This is a genomic window from Bradyrhizobium sp. AT1 (genome assembly GCF_001590795.1).
Classification (GTDB): domain Bacteria; phylum Pseudomonadota; class Alphaproteobacteria; order Rhizobiales; family Xanthobacteraceae; genus Bradyrhizobium.
The window spans coordinates 86,121-98,003 of record NZ_JXDL01000001.1 but is presented as its reverse complement, the minus strand read 5'-3'; the positions used below and the strand labels follow the sequence as shown (position 1 = coordinate 98,003).

Sequence of the window (11,883 nt, the reverse complement as noted above, 5' to 3'; positions counted from 1 at the left end):
AGACCCCTCACCCGGCTTCGCGTTCCGCGAAGCCACCCTCTCCCACAAGGGGAGAGGGTGAGAGCCCTCCGCGCAGATTTGGTCAGCTTTTGAGCAGCGATGGGTCGCCTGGTCAAGCCCGGCAACGACGCGCCGTATCACGCGAAATAGATCAGCCCCAGCCATTCCGCGACCAGCGCGGGCTTGTCCTCGCCTTCGATCTCGACCGTGACGTTGGTGCGGGACTGCAGTTCGTTCGGCTTGCGCAGCCTGGCTTCGGCCAGGACGAAGCGGCCTCGAATGCGCTTGCCGGAGCGCACCGGCGAGATGAAGCGCAGCTTGTCGAAGCCGTAGTTCACACCCATCGTGGTGCCCGCAATCACCGGCATCACTTCATAGGACATCACCGACAGCATCGACATCGTCAGGAAGCCGTGTGCGATGGTGGTGCCGAACGCGGTCGCCTTCGCCTTCTCGGGGTCGACATGGATGAACTGATGATCCTCGGTCACGTCGGCATAAGTGTCGATGCGGGGCTGGTCGATCAGATGCCACGACGACACGCCGATCTCCTTGCCGACCAGGGCCTCATAGGCCTGAAGCGTGATCGGCGGCGACTTCCAGATTTGGTTCACTTAAGTCTCACTCCGTGTTTTCGACAACTCCGGAAAATCCTCCTCGCGGAATTCCCGGCCGCGCAGCGGGTCGTCACGATCATCGTCACGTTCGAGCCGTCGTAGCTGCACGCGGCGGATTTTGCCAGAGATCGTCTTCGGCAGCTCGGTAACGATTTCGAGGCGGCGGATCCGCTTGAACGGCGCTAGGCGGGCGTGCAGATGCCTAAAGATCGACAGCGCCGTCTCCGGCGTGCGCTCTGCACCCGCCGCCAGCAGCACGAACGCCTTGGGAATCGCGAGCCGGATCGGATCCGGGCTCGGCACGACCGCGGCTTCCGCGACGAGCTCGTGCTCGAGCAGGACGCTTTCGAGCTCGAACGGGCTGATGCGGTAATCCGACGATTTGAACACGTCGTCGGAGCGGCCGACGAAGGTGAGATAGCCCTCGTCGTCCTCGAACACGACATCGCCGCTGCGATACAGTTCGCCCTCGGCGCCGGACAGCTTGCCGTCGTCGCCCTGGTAGCCCTGCATCAGGCCGGCGGGGCGCTTCGAGCCGAGCACCAGCGTGACCTCGCCTTCCCTGGCGGGATGGCCATCGGCATCGCTGATCTGCACGCGATAGCCCGGCAGCGGCCGGCCCATCGAGCCGACCTTGATCTTCTGGCCGGGCGAGTTGCCGGCGAGCGCCGTCGTCTCGGTCTGACCGTAACCGTCCCTGATGGTAAGGCCCCAAGCCGCTCGCACCTGGTCGATCACTTCGGGGTTCAGCGGCTCGCCGGCACCGCACACTTCGCGCAGGCTCACCTTGAACGAAGACAGGTTTTCCTGGATGAACAGCCGCCACACCGTCGGCGGCGCGCACAGCGTGGTGACGCCGCAGCGGCCGATGGTGGCGAGCAACCCCTTGGCATCGAAGCGCGGCTGATTGACCACGAACACGGTCGCGCCCGCATTCCACGGCGCGAAGAAGCAGCTCCAGGCGTGCTTGGCCCAGCCAGGCGAAGATATGTTGAGATGGACGTCGCCGGGCTTCAGCCCGATCCAGTACATGGTCGAGAGATGACCCACGGGATAGCTGCGCTGGCTGTGCCGGACCAGTTTTGGTTTTGCCGTGGTGCCCGAGGTGAAATAGAGCAGCATCGGATCGTCGGCGTTGGTCGGACCGTCCGCGCTAAAACTCTCGGAGGCCTTCGCCGCATCATCGTATGACAGCCATCCGTCTGAGGCGGCGCCGACCACGATGCGAACCACGTTCTGCACACCGAGGCTTGCGAACTTCGCGACCTGGTCTTGCGCGGCAACCACCGCCTTCGCCTTGCCGCGATCAAGCCGATCGCGCAGCTCATCCGCGGTGAGCAGCGTGGTCGCGGGAATCACGACGACGCCGAGCTTCATCGCCGCGAGCATGGTCTCCCACAGCGGAACGACATTGCCGAGCAGCAACAGCAGATGATCGCCGCGCTTCAGGCCCAGCGCGCGAAGGAAATTAGCAACCTGGTTCGAGCGCTTCGAGAGCGCCGCGAAAGACAGTTTTGTCTGGCGATCCTGCGCGGCATCGACGATCCAGAGCGCAGGGAGATCCCTGCTCTCTGCATTCGTCGCCAGCTCGGCGTCGAACCAGTCGAGCGCCCAGTTGAAGGGAACCGGATCGGGCCAGCGGAAACCTTTGACCGCGGCTTCGTAGTCCGTGCGGTGATCCAGCAGAAACGTGCGCGCTTCCAAAAATGTCGTCATGATCCGGGCCCGTCGATCGACGTTCGAGCGTAGCCCGGATGGAGCGAAGCGCAATCCGGGGCCGGTCGCGCGAATTGAGAGAGCTGTCCCGGATTACGCTTCGCTTCATCCGGGCTACAAGCGAAGGCTATTTTCCGGCCAGTCCTCTAACGTGCTTGATAATTCCGGAAAAATCCACCCCACCCTGGCCGGCTGCGTCGAAAGACTGATAGATCTCCTGCGCATGCTTGCCGAGCGGCGTGGCCGCGCCCGCAGCCTTGGCGGCGTCCTGCGCCAGGGTCAGGTCCTTCACCATCAGCGCCGAAGCAAAACCCGGCTTGTAGTCGTTGTTTGCCGGCGAAGTCGGCACCGGGCCCGGCACCGGGCAATAGGTCGTCAGCGACCAGCACTGGCCCGAAGAGGTCGAGGCGACGTCGAACAGCGCCTGATGCGAGAGCCCGAGCTTCTCAGCCAACGCAAAGGCTTCGCTGACCGCGATCATGGAAATGCCGAGGATCATGTTGTTGCAGATCTTGGCAGCCTGGCCCGCGCCGGCGCCGCCGCAATGAACGATTTTCTTGCCCATGTTCTCCAACACGGGCTTTGCCGCCGCGAATGCCTTGTCGTCGCCGCCGCACATGAAGGTGAGCGTCGCGCCCTTGGCGCCGCCGGTGCCGCCGGAGACCGGCGCATCAACCGAAAGCACGCCGCTCTTGGCGGCGAGCGCATGCGCGGCCCTCGCGCTCTCGACGTCGATGGTGGAAGAGTCGATGATCAGCGCGCCCTTGGCCATGGCGGGCACGACCTCGTTCCAGACGCCGAGCACGTGCTTGCCGGCGGGAAGCATGGTGACGACGACATCGGCGCCCTTCACCGCGGCGGGCGCGCTGTCGGCAATGCCGGCGCCGTCGGCCTTGGCTTGCGCGCGCGAGGCTTCGACGAGGTCGAAGGCGACGACCTTGTGGCCGGCCTTGACCAGATTGGCCGCCATCGGGCCGCCCATGTTGCCGAGACCGATGAATGCGATCGTGGCCATTGTCGTTTCCTCCACTACAGCGTTGTTAATTGAACTTCAGCTCGTCTGCGCCGATCTCGGCGAGATACGGCGCCAGCATCTGTGGCGTTACGTCCTCGATCCGCGGCGGCGACCAGGTCGGGTTGCGGTCCTTGTCGATCACGGCGGCGCGCACGCCCTCGCGAAAATCATCGCTGCGGAAGACCTCCAGCGCGGCGCGGTATTCGCGCACCAGACACTCTTCCAGGCTCGACGCGTTACGCGCCAGCCGCAACAGCTTCAGCGTCACCACCATGCCGCGCGGCGATTTTTCGTTGAGTGTCTTCAGCGTGGCCAGCGCGAACTCGGAGCCGTCGCGCTTTAGCGCGGCAACGATGTCTTCCATGCGGTCGAAGCCGAACAGCGCGTCGATCACAGGCTCCTTGGCGGCGACCGGCCCGGCGGTCTCGCCGGTCGCAAAGCCGTTGATGAGCTTGCTGACGTCGGCCGCGGTCGCGCCTGGACGAACCCTGGTCAGTGCCTCGCGCAGCTCCGGCCATTTGGCCACCGTCACCACGGCATCGGCGAACTTCGCATGGATCGCATCGGGCCCGTTCATGGTCTGGCCAGTGAGGCCGAAATAAGTGCCGATCTCGCCCGGCGAGCGTGACAACAGATAGGTGCCGCCGACATCGGGGAAGAAGCCGAGACCGACCTCGGGCATCGCGAGCTTGGTGCGATCGGTGACGATGCGGTGGCTGGCATGCGCGGAGAGCCCGACGCCGCCGCCCATCACGATGCCGTCCATGAACGCGACATAGGGCTTTGGGAACTTCTTGATCCGCGCGTTGAGGATGTATTCCTCGCGCCACAGGATCTTGCCGAGGTCACCATTGACCTTGGAGCTTTCCCAGAGCGTGCGGATGTCCCCGCCCGCGCACAGACCGCGTTCACCGGCGCCTTCCAGCAGGATCACGGCAACATCAGGATCAGCCTCGAACCGGTCGAGCGCCTTCTCGATGTCGCGAAGCATCTCCAGCGTGACGGCGTTGATCGCTTTGGGCCGGTTCAGCCTGATGATGCCGGCCGCCCCCTCAATTCGGGCGATCAGATCGCCCTCTTCCACCCCGCTCATCGCGCGCCCTCGATCAGTTTGCGCGCCACGATCAGCCGCATGATTTCGTTGGTGCCTTCGAGGATCTGGTGCACGCGTAAGTCGCGCACGATCTTCTCGATGCCGTATTCGCTGAGGTAACCGTAGCCGCCGTGCAGCTGCAGGGCGTGGTTGGCGACCTCGAAGCCGACATCGGTTCCGAAGCGTTTTGCCATGGCGCACAGCATGGTGGCATCGGGATCCTTGCGGTCGAGCGCCGCCGCGGCGCGCCACAGGAACGTGCGCGCGGCCTCGAGCTCGATCGCCATGTCGGCGAGACGGAATTGCAGCGCCTGGAATTCGTCGAGGCGCTTTCCGAACGCCTTGCGCTCCTTCATGTAGGCGCGCGCCTTGTCGAGCGCGGTCTGCGCGCCGCCGAGCGAGCACGCCGTGATGTTGAGGCGGCCGCCGTCGAGGCCGGCCATCGCGATCTTGAAGCCGATGCCCTCCTCGCCGAGCCGATTGGCGACCGGCACGCGGGCGTTCTCGAACATCACCGCGCGGGTCGGCTGCGCGTTCCAGCCCATCTTGCGCTCATTGGCACCGAACGAAACGCCTGATGTCTTGCCGTCGATCACGAGGGTCGAGATGCCGCCGGGACCGTCGCCGCCGGTGCGCACCATCGCGACCAAGAGATCGGTGCCGCCGGCGCCGGAGATGAACTGCTTCTGGCCGTTGAGGATGTAATGATCGCCCTCGCGCACGGCGCGGGTGCGGAGCGCCGCCGCGTCCGAGCCGGCGCCCGGCTCCGTCAGGCAGTAGCTGGCGATCAGCTCCATGGTGCAGAGCTTCGGCAGCCATTGCTGGCGCTGGGTGTCGCTGCCAAAGGCATCGATCATCCAGCTTGCCATGTTGTGGATGGAGATGAAGGCCGAGGTTGTCGGACAGCCCGTCGCCAGCGCCTCGAAGATCAGCGCCGCGTCGAACCGCGTCATCGCCGATCCCCCGACATCGTCGCGGATGTAGATGCCGCCCATGCCGAGCGTTGCGGCTTCGCGCATCACGTCGACGGGGAAATGCTTCTCCTCGTCCCAGCGCAGCGCGTGCGGCGCGATCTTTTCCGCCGCAAACGCCAGCGCCATGTCGCGAACCGCGATCTGATCCTCGTTCAGAGCGAACTGCATGCCGGCCTCGCTCCTGAGAGGATTACTTCATCAGCGGGATCGAGAACTCCGCACCTTCCTTGACGCCGGACGGCCAGCGCGAGGTCACCGTCTTGGTCTTGGTGTAGAAGCGAACCGAGTCCGGGCCGTGCTGGTTGAGATCGCCGAAGCCGGACTTCTTCCAGCCGCCGAAGGTGTAATAGGCGATCGGCACCGGGATCGGCACGTTGATGCCGACCATGCCGACATTGACCTTGGCCGCGAAGTCGCGCGCGGCATCGCCGTCGCGGGTGAAGATGGCAACGCCGTTGCCGTAATCATGCTCCGACGGCAGTGCCAGCGCCTCCTTGTAGTCGTGCGCGCGCACGACCGAGAGCACCGGGCCGAAGATCTCTTCCTTGTAGATCCGCATGTCCTTGGTGACGTTGTCGAACAGCGAACCACCGAGATAGAAGCCGTTCTCGTAGCCCTGCATCTTGAAGCCGCGGCCGTCGACCGCGAGCGTCGCGCCTTCCTTGATGCCGATGTCGATGTAGCCCTTGACCTTCTCGACCGCCTCGCGCGTCACCAGCGGACCGTAATCGGCCGAGGGATCGATCGAGGTGCCGATCTTGAGCGACTCGACGCGCGGGATCAGCTTTTCCATCAGCCGGTCGGCGGTGGACTTGCCGACGGGGACCGCAACCGAGACCGCCATGCAGCGCTCACCGGCCGAGCCGTAGCCGGCGCCGATCAGCGCATCGACGGCCTGATCCATGTCGGCATCCGGCATGATGATGGCGTGGTTCTTGGCGCCGCCGAAACACTGGCAGCGCTTGCCGGTCTGCGCGGCGCGCTCGTAGATGTACTGCGCGATCGGCGTCGAGCCGACGAAGCCGACGGCCTTGATGTCGGGGTCGTCGAGGATGGCATCGACCGCCTCCTTGTCGCCGTTGACGACATTGAGGATGCCGGCCGGCAGGCCCGCCTCGATCATCAATTCGGCGAGCAGCATCGGCACGCCGGGATCGCGCTCCGAGGGCTTCAGGATGAAGGCGTTGCCGCAGGCGATCGCGGGCGCGAACTTCCACATCGGGATCATCGCCGGGAAGTTGAACGGCGTGATGCCGGCGACGACGCCGAGCGCCTGACGCATGGAGTAGATGTCGATGCCGGGGCCGGCGCCTTCGGTGTATTCGCCCTTCATCAGGTGCGGGATGCCGCAGGCGAATTCCGCGACCTCGAGACCGCGCTGGATGTCGCCCTTGGCGTCCGGCACGGTCTTGCCGTGCTCGCGGGCCAGCAGCTCGGCGAGCTTGTCGTAGTCGCGCTGCACCAGCTCGACGAACTTCATCATGACGCGGGCGCGGCGCTGCGGATTGGTCGCAGCCCATTCGGGCTGGGCTGCGCGCGCGTTCTCGACGGCGGCGCGGACTTCGGCCTTGGACGCCAGCGCGACCTTGGCCTGGACGTCACCGGTCATGGGCTCGAAAACGTCCGCCGTCCGGCCCGACGTGCCCTTCACTTCCTTGCCACCGATGAAATGTCCGACTGAACGCATGGAATGATCTCCTTGAGGCCGAGCTTGAACGCTTTGACAAATCCTATCGACCTGCATTTATTGGGATTCAAGTCTGAGATAATGCACCATAGATGTGCGAAAATGCTGGATCAAGGCGCTATCGATTGGGACGACTTTCGCTTCGTGCTGGCCATCGTGCGGGGCGGCTCGGTCTCGGCTGCGGCAAAACAGCTCGGCGTCGACCATGCCACGGTGATCCGCCGCGTCGACCGGCTGGAGAAGCACCTGTCGGCCAAGCTGTTTGACCGCCGCAAGACCGGCTATCTCCTCACCGAGGCCGGCCAACGCGTCGCCGACAGCGCCGAAGCCATGGAATCGACCATCGTCGCCAACCAGGAGCAGGTCGGCGGCTCGGTGGCCCGGCTGACCGGCACGGTACGGATCGGCGCCCCCGACGGCTTCGGCACCGCCTTCCTGGCGCCGCGGCTGGCCCCCTTCGCCGACCGGTATCCCGATCTCGACCTGCAACTCGTGGCGACCGCGCGGCTGTTCAGTCTGTCCAAGCGCGAGGCCGATATCGCCATCAGCCTGACCATGCCGAAGGAAGGCCGCATCGTCGGCCGCAAGCTGCTGGACTACCGGCTTGGGCTCTATGCCGCTCCCGCCTATCTCGACCGCTTCCCTGACATCACCTCGCGGCAGGACCTGCCGCAGCACCGTTTCGTCGGCTATATCGAGGAGCTCTTGTTCACGCCGGAGCTCGACTACCTGCCGCAGGTGTCGCCGCGGATCTCCGCGCGCTTCCGCAGCGCCAATCTGATCGCGCAGCTCAATGCCACCCTCTCCGGCTTCGGCATCGCGGTGCTACCCCACTTCATGGCGAGCGATTATCCGCAGCTCGTGGCCGTGCTGCCGGAAGAGATCTCGATCACGCGGACGTTCTGGATGCTGATGCACGCCGACAGCAAGGACCTCGCGCGGATCCGCGCGGTGGCGGATTACATCGGTGAGATCGTGGAGCGCGAGCGGGCGTTGTTTGCAGGGCGGTGAGTGACGATCTTGTAGGGTGGGTTATGCCTTCGGCACCCCAAAATCTACCGGCACCGCGGCTAGCTCTTCGCCTTCTTCGCCGCCGTCACCTTGGGCTCACGCTTCGCGCCCTCCAGCGCACTGTCCCTGCCCGCCTTCAGCACCTCGTCCGACAGCTCGCTCGACCCGGCGATACGCGCGAGCAGCATCGTGCCGGCCATGGTCGCCAGCGTCGCGACCGCCTGCTTGCGTGCCGCCTTGCGCGGCAGGTTCGGGATGTAGTCCGCCAGTTGCTCGATCATCTCGTCGAGCTTGCCGGCAAAGGCCTTTCGCGCCTTCGGGCTCTCACGGGCGATCTCGGCGCCGAGGGCGGGGATCGAGCAGCCAGTACCGGGATTGTCACGGTGCAGCGTGGAGAGGTAGCTCTCCGCGACCAGCGCCAGCCGCTTTTCAGGAGCGGCCTCATCGGTGAGCTTGCGCCAATGGTCCATCGACCGATCCATGGCATAGGCGAAGGCCTCCATCACCAGCGCCTCGCGGGAATCGAAATGCGCATAGAAGCCGCCATGGGTCAGGCCGGCCTCCTTCATGAGATCGGCGACACCGATGCCGTGGGCGCCCTTCTCGCGCAGCCGCACCGAAGCCTTCTTCACGATGCGGTCGTGAGTTTCCTGCTTGTGTTCCCGGGAATAGCGCATGCTGATCTCATTGAATGTCGATGGTCATCTCATAACACGCCCATGGCGAAATGGGTGCATTAATTCATGTTAAGTTGCTTCCGATCATCGAAAACGTTGCAGTTGCGTGGACCGCAAGGGCACCCTTGCCGTCGCGCACGAAACCTTCGGCGTAGCTGGTCTGCCGCCCCAGCTTGATCACCCTGCCTTCGGCGGAGATCAGCCCTGACCGGACCGAGAGCGGGCGCAGGAAGGTCAGCTTCAGGTCGAGAGTGACCGAGCTCCGGCCGGCTTCCAGGCGGGTCGAAATGGCGCAGCCCATCGCGGTATCGAGCAGCGCGGCGGCGGTCGCTCCGTGGATGAGGCCGATGGTGTTTTCGAGATCCTCGCGCGGCTCCAGCTCCATGACGACCCGACCCGGCTCGACCGTCCCCACCGTGAAACCGATCAGCTTGCCGAAAGGCGGCGGCGGCAGCCGGCCGTCACGAATGCCTTGCATGGCATCCATGCCCGATAGGCCCATCGCCACTTTCGCGACCGGCGCTGGCGCCTGCCACTCCACCACACGCTCGCGCCGCTGCGCGGGCGAAAACAAGTCGAGTTGATCGTTACCAGTCATGTCATCACCTTTTATATTATGCCCCTCATACTATTGCACGGACTTCGCGCGGACAACTCCCTCGCCGCCGGCTTGACAAGCCGGGCGTTTCGGCCCGGAAGTGGTCCTGACCGGCGCGCTTCGCGCATGTCCACGAAACCTTCGAGTTCCACGATGGAAATGCTCAACAATCACTGCGGCATCACGCGCGATACCCGCGGCGTCGTTCATGTCGCGATCTGCAACGCCGGACCGCTCAACATTCTCGGCTCGCCGGTGACCGATGCCGTGCGCGAAGGCCTCCAGCAGCTTGCATCCGACCGCAGCATCCGCGTCGTGGTGCTGCGCGGCCAGAGCGAGAAGAGCATGATCGGCGGCGCCGACATCAAGGAGATGGCCAAGCTCGACCAGACATCGGCCGAGGCCTTCATCAGCCGCCTGCGCGATCTCTGCGAAGCCGTGCGCCAATTCCCGGCCCCCGATGATCGCGCGCATGCCCGGCTGGTGCCTCGGCGGCGGGCTCGAAGTGGCCGCGGCCTGCGACTTCCGGGTCGCCGCGCATGACGCACATTTCGGCATGCCGGAGGTACGCGTCGGCATCCCCTCGGTGATCCACGCAGCGCTCCTGCCGCGCCTGATCGGCTGGGCCCGCGCGCGCTGGCTGGTGATGACGGCCGAAAACATCGATGCGCCGACGGCGCTGGCCTGGGGCCTGGTGGACAAGGTCGCGCCTGAAGGCGAACTCGATGCCGAGGTCGAGCACCTGGTGAAGGCCTTGCTGGAATGCGGCCCCGAAGCGCTGCGCTCGCAGAAGGCGCTGCTGCGGCAGTGGGAGGAGCTGCCGCTGACGGAGTCGGTCAATTTGAGCGTGAAGGTGTTCGGCGAGTCGTTCCTCTCGGACGAGCCGACGCGGCTGATGGGCGCGTTCGTGAACCGGAAGCGGTAGGAGCCAGGCTTCCGGTGCTTTGGACGCAGCGCAGCGCTCCCTTGCGGTGCGCTGCTGAGCCGGCCCATGCACCAATGAGGTCGGCGCGAATCTGGGTCCCGGCTCCGCGTCGCAACGTTGCACGTCGCGACGCGTCCAGGACACGGATGACGAAGTCCTCACCCCAACAAATCTTATCCGAACCACGACATTTTCTCATCCCGGCCGCGGTTGCATTTTTTGCGCCGCATCATATGATGATCATAATCTTACACATCATCGCCAGGGAACCCCATCATGGCCGAAGCCGCCGATCCCGTCGTCATCGTCTCCGCCACCCGCACGCCGCTCGGCCGCTTCATGGGCGAGCTGTCACCGCTTGCCGCGCACAACCTCGGCTCGCACGTGATCGGCGCGGCGCTGGAGCGCGCCAGGCTTGCGCCCGAGAAGGTCGATGAGGTCTTCATGGGCTGCGTGCTGCCGGCAGGACAAGGCCAGGCGCCGGCGCGACAGGCCGCGCGCGCGGCCGGCCTGCCCGACGCCACCGGCGCCACCACCGTGAACAAGGTCTGCGGCTCCGGCATGAAGGCAACCATGCTGGCGCACGACATCATCCGCGCCGGATCTGCCGAGATCGTCGTCTCCGGCGGCATGGAGAGCATGAGCAACGCGCCCTATCTGCTGGCGAAAGCGCGCGGCGGCTATCGCGTCGGCCACGACCGCATCATCGACCACATGATGATGGACGGCCTGGAGGATGCCTACGAGACCGGCCGCTCCATGGGCGATTTCGGCGAGGCGACGGCCGAGGCCTATCAGTTCACCCGCAAGGACCAGGACGCCTATGCCATGGAGACGCTGAGCCGCGCGCGCAAGGCGGTCGAGGGCGGCGCGTTCAAGGCCGAGATTGCGCCGATCACGCTGACCGAGAAGGCCGGCCCACGCATCATCGCCAATGACGAGCATCCGCTGAAGGTCGATCCCGCCAAGATCCCGGGCCTCAAGCCGGCGTTCCGCGCCAACGGGACGATTACGCCCGCCGCCTCTTCCGCCAATGCCGACGGCGCCGCCGCGCTGGTGCTGACCAAGCGCTCGCTCGCCGATCGCGGTAGCCTGCCCGTTCTCGCCGAGATCAAGGGCCACGCCACCCACAGCCAGGAACCGCAATGGTTCACCACGGCGCCGATCCCGGCGATCCGCAAGCTGCTCGACAAGGTCGGCTGGGCTGCCTCCGATGTCGACCTGTTCGAGATCAACGAGGCGTTTGCCGTCGTGGCGATGGCGGCGCAGCGCGACCTCGGCATTCCCCGCGACAAGCTCAACATCAACGGCGGCGCCTGCGCGCTCGGTCATCCCATCGGGGCGACCGGCGCACGGTTGATCGTGACGCTGCTGCACGCGCTCGAGGCGAACAACCTCAAGCGCGGTATCGCGGCGCTGTGCATCGGCGGCGGCGAAGCAACCGCCATCGCCATCGAACGGTCGGTGCACTGACCGTCGATGGCCGAAATTGAGGGAAGTCTGGCATTTTAGACTTCCCCTTTTCGTGCCAGATTGCAACGATCGTGCGGGCCTGCTCGGGCCCGCTAAC

The 11,883-nt window shown here is 65.3% G+C and carries 10 protein-coding genes and 1 pseudogene; 3 read left to right on the top strand and 8 right to left on the bottom strand.

Annotated elements, in window-relative coordinates; genetic code table 11:
• Nucleotides 1–137: 137 nt before the first annotated feature.
• From SE92_RS00445 to SE92_RS00420, 6 genes are all read right to left on the bottom strand, one after another.
• On the bottom strand, nt 138–614 hold the full coding sequence (locus SE92_RS00445; RefSeq protein ID WP_063193974.1) for a MaoC family dehydratase: 477 nt from the start codon (nt 612–614) through the stop codon (nt 138–140).
• Nucleotides 615–2,333, bottom strand: coding sequence for an AMP-binding protein (locus SE92_RS00440; RefSeq protein ID WP_063193973.1), 1,719 nt, complete (start codon nt 2,331–2,333; stop codon nt 615–617). It lies immediately after the preceding gene.
• A gap of 127 nt (nt 2,334–2,460) precedes the next feature.
• On the bottom strand, nt 2,461–3,363 hold the full coding sequence (mmsB, locus tag SE92_RS00435; RefSeq protein ID WP_349510031.1) for a 3-hydroxyisobutyrate dehydrogenase: 903 nt from the start codon (nt 3,361–3,363) through the stop codon (nt 2,461–2,463).
• Between the two features lie 10 nt (nt 3,364–3,373).
• Entirely contained in the window at nt 3,374–4,441 is a 1,068-nt protein-coding gene (locus tag SE92_RS00430; RefSeq protein WP_063193971.1) for an enoyl-CoA hydratase/isomerase family protein, read from the bottom strand.
• Nucleotides 4,438–5,583 carry an isobutyryl-CoA dehydrogenase gene (locus tag SE92_RS00425; RefSeq protein WP_063193970.1) on the bottom strand — a complete coding sequence of 382 codons (1,146 nt, stop codon included), beginning with the start codon at nt 5,581–5,583 and terminating at the stop codon, nt 4,438–4,440. The genes SE92_RS00430 and SE92_RS00425 overlap by 4 nt, the downstream gene beginning before the upstream one ends.
• 22 nt (nt 5,584–5,605) lie before the next feature.
• Nucleotides 5,606–7,102 carry a CoA-acylating methylmalonate-semialdehyde dehydrogenase gene (locus SE92_RS00420; protein WP_038946438.1) on the bottom strand — a complete coding sequence of 499 codons (1,497 nt, stop codon included), beginning with the start codon at nt 7,100–7,102 and terminating at the stop codon, nt 5,606–5,608.
• Nucleotides 7,103–7,204: 102 nt separating this feature from the next.
• On the opposite strand from SE92_RS00420, the gene SE92_RS00415 reads away from it, so the two are divergent.
• Nucleotides 7,205–8,113: a LysR family transcriptional regulator gene (locus SE92_RS00415; RefSeq protein ID WP_063193969.1), complete on the top strand. Its 909-nt coding sequence runs from the start codon at nt 7,205–7,207 to the stop codon at nt 8,111–8,113.
• 59 nt (nt 8,114–8,172) lie between these two features.
• Here SE92_RS00415 and SE92_RS00410 read toward each other — a convergent pair whose 3' ends face one another.
• Together SE92_RS00410 and SE92_RS00405 are read right to left on the bottom strand one after the other, a co-directional pair.
• A complete protein-coding gene (locus tag SE92_RS00410) occupies nt 8,173–8,790 on the bottom strand; it encodes a TetR/AcrR family transcriptional regulator (RefSeq protein ID WP_063193968.1) in 618 nt (205 codons plus the stop codon).
• Between the two features lie 64 nt (nt 8,791–8,854).
• The gene (locus SE92_RS00405; protein ID WP_063193967.1) at nt 8,855–9,388 is read right to left on the bottom strand and encodes a PaaI family thioesterase; all 534 of its coding nucleotides are present in this window, start codon (nt 9,386–9,388) and stop codon (nt 8,855–8,857) included.
• A 153-nt stretch (nt 9,389–9,541) separates the two neighbouring features.
• Between SE92_RS00405 and SE92_RS00400 the strand changes: the two are divergent.
• Both SE92_RS00400 and SE92_RS00395 read left to right on the top strand, forming a co-directional pair.
• Nucleotides 9,542–10,313 (top strand): annotated as a pseudogene (locus SE92_RS00400) (enoyl-CoA hydratase).
• Nucleotides 10,314–10,589: 276 nt separating this feature from the next.
• On the top strand, nt 10,590–11,786 hold the full coding sequence (locus tag SE92_RS00395; protein ID WP_063193966.1) for an acetyl-CoA C-acyltransferase: 1,197 nt from the start codon (nt 10,590–10,592) through the stop codon (nt 11,784–11,786).
• Nucleotides 11,787–11,883: the final 97 nt, after the last annotated feature.

What these genes read in the sequence shown, in the direction of transcription:
- SE92_RS00420 (WP_038946438.1), bottom strand. Translation starts at nt 7,102, where the DNA reads ATGCGTTCAGTCGGACATTTCATCGGTGGCAAGGAAGTGAAGGGCACG.
- SE92_RS00410 (WP_063193968.1), bottom strand. Translation starts at nt 8,790, where the DNA reads ATGCGCTATTCCCGGGAACACAAGCAGGAAACTCACGACCGCATCGTG.
- SE92_RS00415 (WP_063193969.1), top strand. Translation starts at nt 7,205, where the DNA reads ATGCTGGATCAAGGCGCTATCGATTGGGACGACTTTCGCTTCGTGCTG.
- SE92_RS00430 (WP_063193971.1), bottom strand. Translation starts at nt 4,441, where the DNA reads ATGAGCGGGGTGGAAGAGGGCGATCTGATCGCCCGAATTGAGGGGGCG.
- SE92_RS00395 (WP_063193966.1), top strand. Translation starts at nt 10,590, where the DNA reads ATGGCCGAAGCCGCCGATCCCGTCGTCATCGTCTCCGCCACCCGCACG.
- SE92_RS00425 (WP_063193970.1), bottom strand. Translation starts at nt 5,583, where the DNA reads ATGCAGTTCGCTCTGAACGAGGATCAGATCGCGGTTCGCGACATGGCG.
- SE92_RS00405 (WP_063193967.1), bottom strand. Translation starts at nt 9,388, where the DNA reads ATGACTGGTAACGATCAACTCGACTTGTTTTCGCCCGCGCAGCGGCGC.
- SE92_RS00440 (WP_063193973.1), bottom strand. Translation starts at nt 2,333, where the DNA reads ATGACGACATTTTTGGAAGCGCGCACGTTTCTGCTGGATCACCGCACG.